The 17396-nt window shown below is 48.5% G+C and carries 15 protein-coding genes; 9 read left to right on the forward strand and 6 right to left on the reverse strand.

From position 1 onward, the window contains the following. The first annotated feature begins 11 nt into the window (after positions 1-11). On the forward strand, positions 12-950 hold the full coding sequence (locus ACW5MY_RS03865; RefSeq protein WP_013351333.1) for a putative nucleotide-diphospho-sugar transferase: 939 nt from the start codon (positions 12-14) through the stop codon (positions 948-950). 29 nt (positions 951-979) lie between these two features. On the opposite strand, the gene ACW5MY_RS03870 is transcribed toward ACW5MY_RS03865, so the two are convergent. Next, complete coding sequence (locus ACW5MY_RS03870) at positions 980-2209, reverse strand: MFS transporter (RefSeq protein WP_014469873.1); 1230 nt, start codon at positions 2207-2209, stop codon at positions 980-982. Between the two features lie 117 nt (positions 2210-2326). Next, the gene (locus tag ACW5MY_RS03875; RefSeq protein WP_013351335.1) at positions 2327-3712 is read right to left on the reverse strand and encodes an amino acid permease; all 1386 of its coding nucleotides are present in this window, start codon (positions 3710-3712) and stop codon (positions 2327-2329) included. 244 nt (positions 3713-3956) lie between these two features. Between ACW5MY_RS03875 and ACW5MY_RS03880 the strand changes: the two genes are divergently transcribed. The 3 genes from ACW5MY_RS03880 to ACW5MY_RS03890 all read left to right on the forward strand — a co-directional run bounded on the left by ACW5MY_RS03880 (position 3957) and on the right by ACW5MY_RS03890 (position 7316). Beyond that, entirely contained in the window at positions 3957-5414 is a 1458-nt protein-coding gene (locus ACW5MY_RS03880) for an aldehyde dehydrogenase family protein (protein ID WP_013351336.1), read from the forward strand. Between the two features lie 465 nt (positions 5415-5879). Then, positions 5880-6284, forward strand: a complete 405-nt coding sequence (locus ACW5MY_RS03885) for a methyl-accepting chemotaxis protein (RefSeq protein ID WP_373418726.1) — start codon at positions 5880-5882, stop codon at positions 6282-6284. Positions 6285-6416: 132 nt separating this feature from the next. Then, positions 6417-7316: an SDR family oxidoreductase gene (locus tag ACW5MY_RS03890; protein ID WP_013351338.1), complete on the forward strand. Its 900-nt coding sequence runs from the start codon at positions 6417-6419 to the stop codon at positions 7314-7316. 45 nt (positions 7317-7361) lie between these two features. On the opposite strand, the gene ACW5MY_RS03895 is transcribed toward ACW5MY_RS03890, so the two are convergent. Then, the gene (locus ACW5MY_RS03895; protein WP_013351339.1) at positions 7362-8429 is read right to left on the reverse strand and encodes a tetratricopeptide repeat-containing glycosyltransferase family 2 protein; all 1068 of its coding nucleotides are present in this window, start codon (positions 8427-8429) and stop codon (positions 7362-7364) included. Positions 8430-8587: 158 nt separating this feature from the next. Between ACW5MY_RS03895 and ACW5MY_RS03900 the strand changes: the two genes are divergently transcribed. From ACW5MY_RS03900 to ACW5MY_RS03910, 3 genes are all read left to right on the forward strand, one after another. Then, positions 8588-10477, forward strand: a complete 1890-nt coding sequence (locus ACW5MY_RS03900) for an ABC-F family ATP-binding cassette domain-containing protein (protein WP_013351340.1) — start codon at positions 8588-8590, stop codon at positions 10475-10477. Between the two features lie 270 nt (positions 10478-10747). Continuing rightward, on the forward strand, positions 10748-11170 hold the full coding sequence (locus ACW5MY_RS03905; RefSeq protein WP_013351341.1) for a MerR family transcriptional regulator: 423 nt from the start codon (positions 10748-10750) through the stop codon (positions 11168-11170). A gap of 63 nt (positions 11171-11233) precedes the next feature. Continuing rightward, positions 11234-12418 (forward strand): MFS transporter, encoded by a 1185-nt coding sequence (locus ACW5MY_RS03910; protein ID WP_013351342.1) that lies wholly within the window; start codon positions 11234-11236, stop codon positions 12416-12418. 43 nt (positions 12419-12461) lie between these two features. Here ACW5MY_RS03910 and ACW5MY_RS03915 read toward each other — a convergent pair whose 3' ends face one another. Next, positions 12462-14018, reverse strand: a complete 1557-nt coding sequence (locus ACW5MY_RS03915; protein ID WP_013351343.1) for an ABC-F family ATP-binding cassette domain-containing protein — start codon at positions 14016-14018, stop codon at positions 12462-12464. Positions 14019-14188: 170 nt separating this feature from the next. On the opposite strand from ACW5MY_RS03915, the gene ACW5MY_RS03920 reads away from it, so the two are divergent. Then, positions 14189-15319 (forward strand): DEAD/DEAH box helicase, encoded by a 1131-nt coding sequence (locus ACW5MY_RS03920; protein WP_014469877.1) that lies wholly within the window; start codon positions 14189-14191, stop codon positions 15317-15319. A 36-nt stretch (positions 15320-15355) separates the two neighbouring features. Here the strand turns inward: ACW5MY_RS03920 and ACW5MY_RS03925 are convergent, their stop codons facing one another. Together ACW5MY_RS03925 and ACW5MY_RS03930 are read right to left on the reverse strand one after the other, a co-directional pair. Next, on the reverse strand, positions 15356-16363 hold the full coding sequence (locus ACW5MY_RS03925; protein WP_014469878.1) for an NADP-dependent oxidoreductase: 1008 nt from the start codon (positions 16361-16363) through the stop codon (positions 15356-15358). Between the two features lie 128 nt (positions 16364-16491). After that, positions 16492-16842, reverse strand: coding sequence for a DUF3212 family protein (locus tag ACW5MY_RS03930; protein WP_014469879.1), 351 nt, complete (start codon positions 16840-16842; stop codon positions 16492-16494). Positions 16843-17032: 190 nt separating this feature from the next. Between ACW5MY_RS03930 and ACW5MY_RS03935 the strand changes: the two genes are divergently transcribed. Continuing rightward, on the forward strand, positions 17033-17380 hold the full coding sequence (locus tag ACW5MY_RS03935) for a YflT domain-containing protein (protein ID WP_003155650.1): 348 nt from the start codon (positions 17033-17035) through the stop codon (positions 17378-17380). Positions 17381-17396: the final 16 nt, after the last annotated feature.

The following is a 17396-nucleotide window of genomic DNA, read 5'->3' on the forward strand; positions in this document are numbered from 1 at the left end:
GATGTGATATGGTGAGTAAATATCATTTTTCAACCATTGTTTCAAGAACGCATATCTTTAAACTGATGCCGATGATTCATTCTCTCCATGAGCATTGCCGTGATTTTCATCTGTATGTGCTGTGTGTCGACCTGAAGGCGTATGAACTGCTTCAGCAGGTGCCGTGGGAGCATGTCACGGCGGTTCAGCTCCATGAAATGGAGGATCCGGAGCTGCTTGAAGCAAAGGGCGGCCGGACGTTTCATGAATATTGCTGGACGCTGAAGCCGGCATTTCTTTTCCATGTGATGACGGAGTATAAGGAAGCCGAATATTTTGCCCATTTGGATACCGATCTCTTTTTCTTCTCAGATGTGGATAGGCTGTTTGCGGAAAAGCCGGATGCTTCTCTTTTTCTGACGGATCACCGCAATTCAAAACGGTTTGCGTCCTATTACAAGCTGACCGGGCAGTACAACACCGGGTTTGTCGGCGCGCGGAATACTGAGGAAGCGTACCGGGCGGTCTGGCAATGGAGACAGGATTGTATCTCTTATTGTACCGTGGAGATGAATGAAGAAAAAAAGACATACGGTGATCAAAGGTATGTTGAAAAGTGGCCCGCGCAATTTGAACACGTCCATGTCTCGGAGTCGATCGGCGCGAATGCGGCGCTGTGGAATATTGAGAAATATAAAGTCAGCCTGCGCGACGGAGCTGTATATGTCAATGACACCCCGCTGATTTTTTATCATTTTTCCGGTTTTACACTCGTCACGGAGAACGAATTCAATCTGTGCTGGTACTATCACATCGATGACAAGGCGACAGTCAGCTATATTTACGTGCCGTATATCAAAAATATTAAAAAATGGATTGATGAAATTCAACAAGCGTTCCCAGATTTCAGAGACGGGTTTATTCCGAGATATGCGGTTCCTGACACTCATTTTTATACGGTTGAAACATAAAAATCCCTGCCTTTTTGGCAGGGATTTTTTTATGAGTGCCATTCTTTTAAGGTTTTGTCGCTCGGCAGGACAAAGGCGAGCAGGCCTAAAACGGGCAGAAAGGCGACGGCTGTCATGGTCGGCGTTAATCCCGCCGAATCAATGAGGGCGCCGAGCGCAACGGCTCCGATCGCTCCCATTCCGAAGGCGAGTCCGACCGTCAGCCCTGACATCGTGCCGATTTTCCCCGGAACAAGCTCCTGCGCGTAGACAACCGTTACGGAGAAGCTGGACATCAGGACAACGCCGATCAGGGCCAGTACGCCATAAGCGATGACAGGGCCCGCAAACGGAAGGAAAATCGTCAAGGGAGCCGATGCCATCATCGAAACGATGATGACGTTCCGCTTTCCGAAACGGTCTGCAAGCGGTCCGCCGAGAAACGTTCCCACAGCGCCGAAAAATAAAAAGACGAAGATGTAGCTCTGTGCCTGCTGAATGCTGACATGATAAGCATTCATCGCATAGAACGTATAAAAGTTGCCGATTGCACTCACATACCAGGAGCGTGCGAAAATTAAGAAGATAATCATGATAAGGGCAAGAATAATCGGTTTTGTAATCACGGTCTGTACAGCGGCGGCCGGCGATTTTTTACTTGCGGCGCGCAAATGAATCAGGCGGTCTTTGTACCATTTGGCGATATAAATGAGAAACAGCACAGCGATTGCGGCGACAAGCGTAAACCAGACAGAACCGAATTGACCGAGCGGAACGAGAATCAGCGCGGTAATCAATGGCGCCATCGCCTGGCCGGTATTTCCGCCGACCTGGTAAATCGATTGCGCCAAGCCGCGTTTATTGCCTGCCGCCATGTAAGCGACACGCGACCCTTCAGGATGAAAGACGGCGGAGCCAAGGCCGATAAAGAATACACAGCATAAAATCGTCAGAAAAGACGGGGCGAACGCGAGGCCTAAAATGCCGAGCATGCTTGAGGTGAGTCCGAGCGGCAAAGCATACGGCATCGGGCGTTTATCCGTATACCAGCCGATGACGGGCTGCATCACGGATGACACCATATTCAGCGTAAAGGCGATGATTCCGAGCTGCGTAAAGGTAAGGCTCATGGAACGTTCCAAAATAGGAAACATCGCAGGAATCACCGCTTGCAGCGAATCGTTCAGCAAATGACAGATCCCGATAATCAATAAAATGGAATACATGGTTGTCTCGGGACGTTGGACAGGTTTTTCTTTCAGCGGGGCGGCAATTGCCACAGTTATTCTCCTCCTTTTTCTGTAAGCGAAGCATACACCATATTATTCATAAGGTGAATGAATTATCAAGAGCAAAAAAGGCTCTTCTTTCTCAAACCGAAAAAAGAGCCTCCCTTTTTATTTGTTTAACAAACTGTGTTTTCTCGAATACACCATGTAAACGACGATCCCGGCGGCGATCCAGATGACAAAGGAGAGCCACGTCACGCCCGGCAGGCTGCATGCGAGATAAAGGCATAAGCATGCGCTGATGATCGGCACAAAAGGCACGAAAGGAACACGGAAGGAAGATGTGATCTCCGGATGTTTCTTTCTTAAAACGATGACGGCGATCGCGATGACCGTAAAGGCCGCCAAAGTGCCCATATTGACAAGGTGCGCCAAGGTTCCCAAATCAATAAAACCCGCGATCCCGGCAGCGACAATTCCCGTCACCCAAGTGTTTTGAAACGGTGTTTTAAAGCGCGGGTGAACCTTGGAAAACATGCGGGGCAAAAGGCCGTCTCTGCTCATCGCAAATGTAAGGCGCACCTGAGCGTAAAGCAGAGCGAGCATTACCGTTGTAATCCCGATAATCGCGCCGACGGAGATAATGCCCGCTATTTTGTTCTGGCCGACAAATTGGAGCGCAAAGGATACCGGATCTCCGACATTTAATTTGGTGTACGGAAGCATTCCTGTCAGAACGAGCGACACCGTAATGTAAAGGATGGTGCAGATGGCGAGCGCGCCGATGATTCCGATCGGCATTGATTTCTGCGGATTTTTCACTTCTTCTGACGCGTTTGACACGGCATCAAATCCGAGATACGCGAAGAAAACGGTCGCGGCGCTCGCGATGACGCCTTTCATTCCGAACGGCATAAACGGCGACCAGTTTTCCGGTTTCACGTAGCCGAAACCGACGATGATAAACAGCAGAATGATCGCAATTTTCATCAATACAATGACATTGTTAAAGCGGGTGCTTTCTTTCACGCCCCTTGAAACAATTGCGGTAATGACCAAAATAATGATAACGGCCGGCAGATTAAACACGGCGCCCGCTTTGCTTCCGGGTGCGGCGGTCAGCGCCTCCGGAAGATGCAGCCCGAAGCCTGCGAGAAGCGACTGGAAATACGATGACCAGCCGGTTGCGACGGCGGCGAGCGCGATGACATACTCAAGCATTAAGTCCCATCCGATTAAAAACGCGAGACATTCCCCGAGGGTGACATATGAGTACGTATATACGCTGCCTGAAATCGGAATGGATGAAGAAAATTCCGCATAACAAAACGCGGCGAGCGCGCAGGCAAGCCCCGCGAGCACAAACGAAAGAATCAAAGCCGGCCCTGCGCCTGTCGCGGCCACGGTCCCGGTAATCACAAAAATCCCCGTGCCGACAACACAGCCGATTCCGAGTAAAACCAAGTCAAAAGCGCTTAACGAGCGGGCCAGACTGGTCTGTCTGCTCTGTGCCTTTAAGTCGGCCAGCGGCTTTTTCCGAAATAGTAAAGACATATGGGTCCTCCTGAAAATTCATAATATTCTCATCATTATATACACTGACGTTTGTATTATATTGTTGAAATTTCGCGCAGTCAATTAAAGAATTTTCCACTTTAAAAGGACAAAGCTCAAAAGCGTCGATGTGAGGAAGAGAAAGTAATTTTATCGTGAAATAGTTCAATTTTCTCACGTTAAGACCGATACAAAAAATGACCCATTAACTATTTTCAAGTTTCGGTGAAAGGGAGATGTTTACATGTTTCAATATGAAGAACTAAATAAGCAGTTTATCGGCGGCCGATGGAGGGATGGAAGCAGCCGGAACGTATTGGAAGACAGAAATCCTTATACTCAGAAAGTCATCACCTCATTCCGAAAAGCGACGCCTGATGATGTGGATGCGGCGTACCGTGCCGCGGCTCTTGCGAAACAAGAATGGGACAAAGTAAACCCTTTTAAAAAGCGGGCCATTTTGGAAAAAGCGGTATCTTTCATCGAAGAGCATGAAGAAGCGATTGTTTACTTAATCATGGAGGAACTTGGCGGAACAAGACTGAAGGCTGAGTTTGAAATCGGACTTGTTAAAAATATGATAAAAGAAGCCGCAACATTTCCGGTGCGGATGGAAGGGAAAATTCTCCCGTCGACGATTGACGGAAAAGAAAACAGGCTGTACAGAATACCCGCCGGAGTCGTCGGGGTGATCAGCCCGTTTAATTTCCCGTTTTTCCTTTCAATGAAATCTGTTGCGCCGGCACTCGGCGCGGGGAACGGCGTTGTATTGAAGCCTCATGAAGAAACACCGATCTGCGGCGGCACGCTTATCGCGAAAATTTTTGAAGCGGCCGGCGTACCGGACGGGCTGCTGAACGTCATCGTTACGGATATCGGGGAGATCGGCGACAGCTTTGTCGAGCATCCCGTGCCGCGAATTATCTCATTTACAGGTTCAACAGGGGTAGGCAGCTATATCGGACAGCTTGCGGTTAAGCACTTTAAAAAACCGCTGTTGGAGCTTGGCGGAAACAGCGCTCTGATCGTGCTTGAGGATGCTGATCTCGAATACGCCGTCAATGCGGCCGTATTCAGCCGGTTTACGCATCAGGGCCAGATCTGCATGTCGGCGAACCGCGTGCTCGTTCACACGTCTGTATATGACAAATTTACAGAGCTTTACGAAGCGAAAGTGTCATCGCTGAAAGTCGGCGATCCGATGGACCCTGATACGGTTATCGGGCCTTTAATCAATGAGAGACAGGCGGAAGGTTTAAAACGGTCTGTTGAAAAGGCGATAGAAGAGGGAGCGGTTCCGGTCTTGTCCGGCCGATTCAGCGGAACGATCGCTGAACCTGTCATCTTAAAAGATGTGAAGCCTGATATGAGCATCGCGAAGGAGGAACTGTTCGGCCCGGCCGTCTGCATCATGCCGTTTGAAACGGAGGATGAAGCTGTCAGCATCGCAAACGCGACACCGTTCGGTTTAAGCGGAGCCGTGCATACGGCAAACGTTGAGCGGGGCGTTGAGTTTGCAAAGCGGATCGAGACCGGCATGATTCACGTCAATGATACGACCATTAATGATGAACCGAATGTCGCGTTCGGCGGCGAGAAGCAATCAGGTCTCGGCAGGCTGAACGGCGAATGGAGCCTTGAAGAATTCACCACGCTGAAATGGATTTCGGTTCAGCATGAAAAACGGCAATTCCCATATTAAGAAGGAGTGAAAGAAATGAGTATACAGACGGAGCAGCAAACGCACAGCCTGCTTGACGCTTTTGTCAAAGTTGCGCCTTTTTTAAACAGTCTGATCCAAGATGACATCACCATCGGGATTTATGATACGGAAAAATTAATCGTGAACATTCCGGCTAAAACTTTTTCTCTTAACGTAAAGCCGGGCGACCCGCTGCAAAAAGGGGATATCATTACAGACGCGATCCGCATGAATCAGAAGAAGACAAGCATGGTGCCGAAAGAGCTGTTCGGATTTCCGCTGATTGCCAGAGCGATTCCGCTTCACGATGAAAACGGAAAAGTTATCGGCGGCGTCGGTCTCGGCACCAGCCTTGAAAAATCAGCCAAGCTTCATGATGTCGCTGAAAGCCTGTCCGCCGTCGTGGAACAGACGGCTTCAGCGGTCGCGGATATTTCAGAATCCATCAACGGCTTTTCGTCACAGATGTCCGGGATTTCCGCTCAGGCGAAACAAGTCAGTGAAAGCGCGGGAGAAATCGCAGACATCTCCGTCACAGTCAAGGGCATCTCAGATCAAAGCAATCTGCTCGGTTTAAATGCGGCTATTGAAGCCGCGAGAGCCGGAGAATCCGGCAAGGGCTTTTCCGTTGTGGCGGACGAAATCCGCAAGCTTGCCACTCATTCAAAAGACAATGTCGGCCAAATTGACCAGATTACGAAAAAAATCCACAGCCTGCTGAAAGGGCTGGAGGATTCTATTGAATCCATCAACCAGAACACAGACGGCCAAGCGGCGGCGGTTGAACAAATTTCTGCAACGATGCAGGAAATTTCGGGAAGCGCCCAGCATTTAGCGAAAATGGCTGAAAACGTGCTCGGAGATTCATAAAAAAGGGGGGGAGCTTACGGGCTCCTTTTTTTGTTTTATCTTAGCATTCGGAAACTGCTCCTCACACGTTTGACCCGTCATGCTCAAGGGTACACATACGAATACATCACCAATGATAAAGGAGAGTTTTGTATGTCTGATGCAAATCTGCACAACCCGCAGACGAAATATGACCATGATGAATTTCCAAAACAATATCAGGAACCGCCCGGTTTGCAGAAAGAGATGAAGCCTGTGCCGGACTGCGGTGAAACAAGCTACAAAGGAGCAGGAAAGCTGAAGGGAAGAAAAGCCCTTGTTACCGGAGGCGATTCGGGAATCGGCCGGGCTGCCGCAATCGCCTATGCCCGGGAAGGGGCGGATGTAGCCATTAACTATCTGCCTGAGGAACAGCCGGATGCCGAAGAAGTAAAAGCATTAATTGAAAAAGAAGGAAGAAAAGCCGTTCTGCTGCCGGGTGATTTAAGCGATGAAGCGTTTTGCGGAGAATTGGCGGAAAAAGCGTATCAAGAGCTTGGCGGTCTTGACACGCTCGCTCTTGTCGCCGGCAAACAGCAGGCAGTGGATGATATCAGCGATCTTGCCACAGAACAAATCTATCAAACCTTCGAAGTCAATGTATTTTCACTGTATTGGCTCGTCAAGGCGGCGCTTCCGTATTTGCCAAAAGGCGCGTCTATTATCACGACAACGTCCGTAGAAGGGTATAATCCAAGCCCGATGCTATTGGATTATGCCGCGACGAAACATGCTATTATCGGTTTTACCGTCGGCTTAGGAAAGCAGCTGGCGAATAAAGGAATCAGAGTCAACTCGGTAGCGCCGGGGCCGATCTGGACGCCGCTGCAGATTTCGGGAGGACAGCCCGGTGAAAACATTCCGAAATTCGGCAAGGAAACACCGGCCGTTCCATTAAATCGTGCCGGCCAGCCGGCGGAGCTTGCGGGGATTTATGTCTTTTTGGCCTCAGAGGAATCCAGCTATGTGACATCCCAAATTTATAGTGTAAGCGGAGGAATTCCGACAGCGTAATCAATAAGGAGCTGCCCTTCATACGGGGCAGCTCTTTTTTTGATGTTATGTGCCGAGCACGTTTTGATTATACAGTACGCTCGGATGTGACGGGTGGTAGGAGGCGGCTTTGTCGTTATGAATCTTCGCTTTTTCTCTGTCGCCGAGCTGCCAGTAGCAGACGCAGAGCTGCAGATGGGGATACCAGGTGGAGAACTCGAGCTGGGTAAAGCCTGCATCGCTGCTTTTGGCGGATAGGGCGAGCTCATACCAAAACACGCCCTGCCGGTATTGCCGTTTCTCAGCAAAAAAGTCACCCAGCCTGCAGCAGAACTCCGGCCGCGGGCAATCGATCAAAAATGATTTTAAAAGAGACGTCATGGCTGCCTCTTCATGGCCGACCGCCCTGTAGCAATCGGATAAGTATTGGCATGTTCTGATCTCATCTTCGATCCAGCACTGTTTTGTGGAAAGAAAATGGTGATAATACGTAATGGCGCGCTGATACTGGCCGTGATCTTTTAATTCATTCGCAAAGTAAAATAAATCGCGGGGTGTCATCGTTTCATTGTTTTCCGCCATTTTCTCGTAAATCCTCAAGTTGCGGTCTGAGGGAGGCGAATGCTGCTTCTCGGATTTGCGGTGTGTGACGGCGATCTCGGTTTCTATGATGTTTCCGTATACTTCCAGATATTCATGCACGGCTCCGATCCAGTGAAACCCTTTTTCCCGCTTGACGAGACGGTTGCGCCGGTATCTGAAGCTGACCTCTCCCCGATCATCAAAGCCGACGTGATAATACATGGATACCGCGTCAACTTCTTTTGAAAGTGACGCCTTCAGTTCAAGCAGTTTTTCGCGGTCCTTTTCCAAAAAAATATCGTCGGCGTCCAGCCACAGAATATAATCCATTTCCGCTTTGGAAAACGCAAAATTCCGGGCGGCTGCAAAGTGATCGACCCATTCAAAATCATAAATCTTATCCGTATAACGGGCCGCGATTTCTTTCGTCCGGTCGGTTGAGCCCGTATCAACAATCACCATTTCATCCGCAATGTCTTTGACGGAATCAAGACAGCCCGCAAGCACTTCCTCTTCATTTTTTACAATAACGCACAAACTGACGCTGATCATGTCATCACCTCTTCACCTCCAGTGTATAAAAGGAGAGGCGGAAACATTCTTCGGACAAAATGATCTCTTCCAAGAAATTTGTCTGCCCTTTTACTAGTTTTATTCCAGCGCCTGATTTAAAATGAACACATGAACTTACGTGAGGATTGATAGGAACCATGAGCATCATAAAAGCGGAAAACCTTTATAAAACATACGGAGATAAGACATTATTCGACCATATCTCCTTTCATATTGAAGAGAATGAAAGAATCGGTTTAATCGGCCCGAACGGAACGGGCAAGTCAACGCTTCTGAAAACCATTGCCGGCCTTGAATCAACGGAAGAAGGCGAGATTACGGCGTCAGGAAGCGTGCATATTGAATTTTTGCATCAGGACCCCGAGCTTCCTGCCGGACAAACCGTGCTTGAACATATTTATTCCGGCGACTCGGCAGTCATGAGAACGATGAGAGAGTATGAAAAAGCGCTTCAGGCGCTGAATGAAGAGCCTGAAAATGAACAGCGCCAGAAGCACCTGCTTGATGCGCAGGCCAGAATGGACGCGAATGATGCATGGGAAGCGAATACGTTAGCCAAAACGGTTTTGACAAAACTTGGCGTTACCGATTTAATGAAGGATGTCAGCGAGCTGTCCGGCGGCCAGAAAAAGCGCGTCGCGATTGCGAAAAACGTCATCCAGCCGGCTGACCTGCTCATTTTGGATGAACCGACAAACCATTTGGACAATGAAACGATTGAATGGCTGGAAGGCTACTTATCGCAATATCCGGGCGCCGTCATGCTTGTCACGCACGACAGATATTTTCTGAACAGGGTGACGAACAGAATTTACGAGCTTGAGAGAGGCAGCCTTTATACGTATAAGGGAAACTATGAAGTATTTCTGGAAAAGCGGGCCGAACGGGAAGCACTGGCAGAGCAGAAAGAAACAAAACGTCAAAATCTTCTGCGCCGCGAATTGGCATGGCTCAGAAGAGGGGCGAAAGCGCGCTCGACAAAACAAAAAGCGAGAGTGGACAGAGCAGAGGCGCTCAAGGAGCAAAAAGGGCCGGCAGTCTCCGGATCGCTCGATTTCGCGATCGGCTCCCACCGTCTCGGAAAACAGGTGATCGAAGCGGAAAACGTCACCATTACTTATAACGGCCAAGCGCTGATCAGCCAATTTAACGAGCTTGTCATCCCGGGGGAAAGAATCGGCATCATCGGGCCGAACGGAATCGGGAAAACAACACTATTAAACAGCCTCGCCGGCCGAGTTCAGCCTGACAGCGGCAATATCACCATCGGGCAGACGGTCCGGATCGGCTACTACACCCAGGATCACAGTGAAATGAACGGTGATATGAAAGTCATTGAATATATAAAAGAGACGGCTGAAATCGTCAAAACGGCGGAGGGCGATGTCATCACCGCGGAACAAATGCTTGAGCGCTTTCTGTTCCCGCGCCCGATGCAGCAGACGTATATCAGAAAGCTGTCGGGCGGGGAAAAGCGCCGTCTGTACTTGCTGAATGTACTGATGCAGGAGCCGAATGTGCTGTTTTTAGACGAGCCGACCAATGATCTGGACACAGAAACATTAAGCGTGCTCGAAGATTATATCGAACAGTTTCCGGGCGTCGTCATCACGGTATCCCATGACCGCTATTTCCTTGACCGAGTCGTTGACCGCCTGATCGTATTTGAAGGGCAAGGCGTCATTTCCCGTTTCCAAGGTTCGTACAGCGAATACATGGAATATGCAAAAGCAAAGAAAACGTCGGTAAAACAGCCGGCTGAAGAGAAAAAGGCGGAGGAAGAGCCGAAGAAAAAGCGCAAAAAGCTTTCGTATAAGGATCAGATCGAATGGGACGGCATCGAAGACAAAATCGCCGGTCTTGAAGAGAAGCATCAGCGTCTGGAAGCGGAAATCGCCGAAGCGGGAAGTGATTTCGGAAAGATTCAAGAACTGATGGCCGAACAGGCAAAAACGGCTGAAGAGCTTGAAGCGGCGATGGAACGCTGGACTGAACTGTCACTGATGATTGAAGAACTTGAGAATTAAGAAAAGCCGGTATGATCCCCAGGTCATACCGGCTTTTTTGTCATAAACAGATGTCTGCCGGAACATACCGCTTGAGCGATATGTTCTTGTTCATGTCCGTCTAAAGCAATCCCAGCAAAGCGTCCGAAACCGTCCAAGTTTAAACACAAATCGCATCGAAATATCTAATGATAGCATATTATAACAAAATTTTTTCTTTAAAAGTTTACGTTTACGTTAAGGTTCAAAAGGTGTATAATAGTATCAGATACGACAAGAGGGGGATTCACCTTGGAATGGATGAAGATTGATCAAGTTGCCAAACGAAGCGGATTGACAAAAAGAACCATTCGGTTTTACGAGGAGATTGGTTTAATTCCTGCTCCTAAAAGGACAGAAGGCGGCGTCCGGCTTTACTCTGAGGATGATATGGAGGAACTTGAAAAAGTAACAAGCACAAAAGAAGTGCTCGGTTTTTCCCTTCAGGAGCTTCAGCAGTTTATGGAGATGAGCCGTCAGCTGGAATTAAACAAAGAGGGGTACTTATTGTCACTGGATCCGAAGGAACGGAAAGAAAAGCTGGAAGAAATTCAGCACGCTTTGAATCACCAGCTTGAGATGATTGATGAAAAGATCAGCACATTCCTGCATTTTAAAGAGCGCCTTAACGGAATGAAAGAAAAAGCTGACCGCGCCATTCAATCAATCGAATGATTTTGCTGTAAACGCTATGGATATAGCGTTTCTTTTAATGGATCAAATAGGAGGCCTGATCAAATGGATACATCATCACAACAGAAAACAGGCTTATTCAGCCAGCCGAAAGCCGTTTGGGCGGTTGCGTTTGCCTGTGTTATTTCCTTTATGGGAATCGGACTTGTCGATCCGATTCTTCCGGCAATTGCCGCACAATTACATGCTTCACCTAGTGAAGTATCGCTGCTGTTTACAAGTTATTTGCTCGTGACCGGTTTTATGATGTTTTTCTCCGGGGCGATTTCCAGCCGGATCGGCGCAAAATGGACACTGCTTCTCGGACTTATTTTTATCATCGTGTTCGCCGCCCTTGGCGGAAGCTCAGGTTCAATCGCTCAGCTTGTCGGCTATCGCGGCGGCTGGGGACTCGGGAATGCTCTCTTTATTTCAACCGCGCTTGCCGTCATCGTCGGAGTGTCCGTCGGGGGCAGCGCCAAAGCCATTATTTTGTATGAGGCCGCGCTCGGTCTGGGGATTTCCGTCGGACCGCTTGCAGGCGGAGAGCTTGGGAGCATCTCATGGCGCGCTCCGTTTTTCGGAGTGTCTGTCCTCATGTTAATCGCACTTTGTGCGATTTCGCTCATGCTGCCGAAGCTGCCGAAACCGGCGAAACGCGTCGGTGTGTTTGACGCAATGAAGGCGCTCAAGTATAAAGGATTGCTGACCATGGCGTCGGCGGCGTTTTTATACAACTTCGGTTTCTTTATTTTGCTTGCCTATTCACCGTTTGTGCTTGATCTGGATGAGCACGGTCTCGGCTATGTCTTTTTCGGCTGGGGTTTATTGCTTGCGGTTACGTCTGTATTTACAGCGCCGGCCTTGCATAAAGCGCTCGGCACAGTCCGTTCGCTCGTCGTTCTGTTCATCTCTTTTGCCGTGATTTTGTTTATTATGGGCATTTGGACAGAACACATGGCGCTTGTCATTACTTGCATCGTCATCGCAGGCGCTGTGCTCGGGATGGTCAACACCATCATGACGACAGCCGTCATGGGGTCCGCTCCTGTCGACCGTTCCATCGCATCTTCTGCATACAGCTCTGTCCGGTTCATCGGGGGAGCCATTGCGCCGTGGATTGCGGGAATGCTGTCAGAGCGTTTTACAGCCCACACGCCGTACCTTGTAGGAGGAGCGGTCGTGCTGGCGGGTATGCTGATCTTGCTTCTGGGACGCAAACATCTCGCCGGAATAAAAGCCGGACATTAAGAAAAAAAGGAACTTCCGCACAGGCGGGAGTTCCTTTTTGTATTTACAGCACTTTCGTCGTCCAAGACTCACAGTTCCATGTTTCCGTCGCGATATCCATGTAGAATTCCGGTTCGTGGGAAATCAGCAGAATAGAGCCTTTGTATTCTTTCAGCGCGCGTTTCAGCTCTTCTTTCGCATCGACATCCAGGTGGTTTGTCGGCTCGTCAAGCACAAGCAGGTTTGTTTCTGAATTGATCAGTTTGCACAGTCTGACCTTCGCTTTTTCTCCTCCGCTGAGAACGGAGACGCGGCTTTCAATATGTTTGGTCGTCAGGCCGCATTTGGCGAGGGCGGCGCGGATTTCATATTGGGTAAAGGAAGGAAATTCGCTCCACACTTCTTCGATACACGTATTGTTATTGGTTTCTTTCACTTCCTGCTCGAAATAGCCCGTGTATTGATGTTCGCCCCGTTCCACCGTGCCTGAGAGCGGCTGAATTTCACCGAGCAGGCTTTTTAACAGTGTCGTTTTCCCGATGCCGTTTGCGCCGTACAGGGCGATTTTCTGGCCGCGTTCCATTTTGAGATTGAGCGGGCGTGACAGCGGAGTATCGTAGCCGATGACTAAGTCCTTCGTTTCAAAAATCAGCTTGCCTGACGTTCTCGCAGGCTTAAAATGGAATTCCGGTTTCGGTTTTTCAGCCGCCAGTTCAATCATATCCATCTTATCAAGCTTTTTCTGGCGGGACATCGCCATGTTTCTCGTGCTGACCCGCGCTTTGTTTCGGGCGACGAAATCCTTCAGCTCAGCCACTTCCTGCTGCTGTTTTTTATAGGCGGCTTCGAGCTGCTGTTTTTTCACTTCGTATACTTCCATGAATTGATGATAGTCACCGACATAACGCGTCAGCTCTTGGTTTTCCACATGATAAATCAAATTGATCACGCTGTTTAAAAACGGAATGTCGTGAGAAATTAAGATGAACGCATTTTCATATTCCTGCAAATAGCGTTTCAGCCATTCAATATGCTGCTCATCGAGGTAGTTGGTCGGTTCGTCCAACAGAAGGATTTCCGGCTTTTCCAAAAGCAGTTTGGCGAGCAGCACTTTCGTCCGCTGTCCTCCGCTTAAGTCAGTGACGTCACGGTCAAGTCCGACATCCTGCAAGCCGAGGCCCCGGGCGATTTCTTCGACTTTGCTGTCAATCACGTAGAAATCATTATTCGTCAGGGCATCCTGAATGACACCGACACCTTCCAGCAGCTGCTCAAGCTCGTCAGGGTCCGCTTCGCCCATTTTGTTATAAATCTCATTCATTTCTTCTTCCATCGCAAATAAGTAATGGAACGCATCCTTCAGCACATCGCGGATCGTTTTCCCTTTTTCAAGCACGGTATGCTGATCGAGATAGCCGACGCGCACGTTTTTCGCCCACTCAACTTTTCCCTCATCAGGCTCAAGCTTTCCGGTAATAATATTCATAAACGTTGATTTACCTTCGCCGTTTGCTCCGATTAAGCCGACGTGCTCCCCTTTTAAAAGACGGAACGATACATTGTTAAAAAGCGCACGGTCACCGAAGCCGTGGCTTAAATCTTTTACGGATAAAATACTCATCATTACACCTCTATCGTTATCAGACACGCTGTTTCGTCATGTGTCTTTCTCATTTATGATTATAAAGGAGGAGACCGTTTGTTAAAAGGCTTGGAAGGAAAAAGAAAATTGCGTTTGGCGCGTGCATTTGAGATACTATGGAGTAGATTTTAAGAATTGAGGAGAACGACATGACCCAAACATGGCCATTTTTACAGCATACACAACCATTTATCGCCGAAAACTGGGAGGCGTCAGGCTTTCAGGAGCCGACCGTCATTCAGGAAAAAGCCGCTCAGGTGATCATGGAAGGAAAAGACGTCATCGCCGAATCCCCGACGGGAACGGGAAAAACATTGGCGTACACGCTTCCGGTTTTGGAGCGGATCAACCCGGAGCAAAAACATCCGCAAGTGATTATTTTAGCGCCGTCCCGCGAGCTTGTGATGCAGATTTTCCAAGTGATTCAAGATTGGAAAAAAGGCTCTGATCTTCGCGCTTTGTCTTTGATCGGCGGAGCAAACGTGAAAAAGCAGGTGGAAAAGCTCAAAAATAAACCGCATATCATTGCAGGCACACCGGGAAGGGTGCTTGAATTGATTCAGGCGAAAAAGCTGAAAATGCATGAAGTCAAGACGATCGTTCTTGACGAAGCTGATCAGCTTGTGACAAAGGAACACCGCGAAACGATGAAAAAAATCATTAAAACGACGCTGAGAGACCGCCAGCTTTTAAGCTTTTCAGCTACGCTGCAGCCGGAGACAGAAGAGGTGCTGAATGCGATCGCACACGAACCGTCCGTTTTGAGAGTGAAGCGGAATACGGAGGAAAAGGCGCGGGTCACGCATCAATACCTCGTCTGCGATCAGCGGGATAAAGTGAAGCTGCTGCAAAAGCTGTCACGGCTGAACGGCATGCATGCGCTCGTTTTCGTCAGAGATATCGGGAATTTAAGCGTCTATGCGGAAAAACTTGCGTATCACCATGTGGGTCTCGGCATTCTGCACGGGGAAGCGAAAAAAATGGAGCGGGCAAACATATTATCAGCGTTTGAACGGGGAGAATTTCCGCTGCTTCTGGCCACTGACATTGCGGCGCGCGGACTCGATATCGATGATCTTCCGTATGTCATTCACGCGGACATACCGAATGAAGACGGGTATATCCACAGATCGGGCCGGACGGGGCGTGCCGGTAAAGAAGGAACCGTACTCAGCCTTGTCACGCCGATGGAAGAATCCAAACTGAAAAAAATGGCCAAGTCACTCGGAATTGAACTGAAAGAGGCTGTCTATTCAGGCGGAAGACTATCTGAGAAATAAGAAACGGAGGGCAAAAAAGCCCTCCGTTTTTTTGATTTATACTTTAATGATCTGTTTGCCTTTATTTTCTCCTTTAAACAGGCCGAGGAACGCGTCAGGAATATTGCTGAATCCTTCCGTAATCGTTTCTTCATAATGAAGCTTTCCGTCCTTGAGCCATTCAGCCAACTGTTTCGCGCCTTCAGAAAAGCGGTCAGAATAATCACCGACGATGAATCCCTGCATCAGCGCCTTTGATTTGATCAGCTTCGCCTGCACGCGGGGGCCCATGTCTTCCTCTTCACTTTCGGTATTGTATGAAGAGATTGCTCCGCATACCGGAATGCGGGCGAATTCATTCAGCAGGTTCATCACCGCATCTGAAATCGGTCCGCCGACATTGTCAAAATAGACATCGACGCCGTCAGGACATGCATGTTCAAGCGCTTTTTGAATATCATCTGCCGTTTTGTAGTTAATGGCTTCATCAAACTGAAGCTCCTCTTTCAGATACGCGATTTTTTCGTCAGATCCGGCAATGCCGACAACGCGCGCGCCTTTGATTTTAGCAATCTGCCCGACTGTTGAGCCGACGGCGCCCGCAGCTCCTGAAACGACGACGGTTTCGCCTTTTTTCGGACGGCCGATATCAAGCAGCCCGAAGTAAGCGGTCAGTCCGGTCATCCCTAAAATGCCGAGATAGGCCTGGGCGGGTGCGATATCCGTATCCAATTTGCGGAGGGCGGACTCATTGACGGCTGAATATTCCTGCCACGCGAGATTCCCGATCACAACATCGCCTTTTTTTAGCTTATTTCCGTCTGTCAGAACCTCGGCAATAACTCCGCCTGTTATGGCTTCATCTAAAGCGAACGGCTCGACATATGATTTGGTATCCTGCATCCGTCCGCGCATGTACGGATCAACGGAAACATAACTCGTTTTTACAAGCACTTCGCCGTCTTTCGGTTCGGGAACGGCAATCGTTTCAAATCGGAAGTCGTCATGGACGGGAACGCCTTGGGGGCGTCTTGCCAATTGAATCTGCTGCTGATTTTTCGTCATACTACATCCTCCTTCAACATGAGTGTTTGTTCCAAATGTAACACGAACCATTTCCCGAATACAAAATCAAACCGTCAGCCGGCATAAAAAAAGAAGGGCTGGGGCCCTTCTTTCTTCATAAGCGTCATTTAAAAGAATAACTGATATATGTCGGTGTTTTTCTCATGTTCCAAATATTCATAGGCATTCGTTTTAGAAGAATGAAGCATGTCGGCGGTGATCACAGGCCGAAGCGCGGTCAGATAAGAACCGAGCGTATTCTCAATTTCTTTCGGCAGAACGGATTCTATATCACCGATATTTATAATAATAGAGAAAACGAAATCGATATTAATATGAAAGGTATCTTCAGCAAAGGCCGTAAGCTCTTTTATTCCGTCCGGGCAGCGGGTATGCCGGCGGAATACCTGCTTCACTAAATCACTGACAACCCAAGCGTTAAATCGCTGTTCCGGTGAAAAATAATGAATAGGAAGCACCTCCCTGCTTGATCGGCTCGTAAAGGTTTTTATTTTTCTGACAAAGTGTCTTCTCCTACTGTAACATGTCCCGGAAGAAAATATCCACTGACAATCTTCCTGAATTTTTATGGAACTCTCTTTCTTTTGTTTGATACTCGATGAAGCGGGTAAACAACCAATATACAAAAACAAAAGGGAGGACTTATCAATGAAACCGGTAGTAAGAGAATATACAAATGATCAAAAACTGATGCAGGACGTAAAAGAGCTTCAGCAATTGGGTGTCGCAAAAGAAGACGTATATGTGCTTTCTCATGATGACGACAGAACGGATCGCCTGGCCGACAATACGGATGTCAATACCATCGGAGCGAAAGAAACGGGCATTAAACACGCGGTCGGCAATATGTTTAATAAAAAAGGCGACGAGCTCCGCAACAAAATTCACGAAATCGGCTTTTCGGAGGAGGAAGCATCACAATTTGAAAAGCGCTTAGATGAAGGAAAAGTTCTTCTGTTTGTCACGGATAACGAAAAAGTAAAATCATGGGCGTAAGCTGAATTAGATCCCA

It is taken from the genome of Bacillus sp. Bwzl_19, assembly GCF_054900515.1.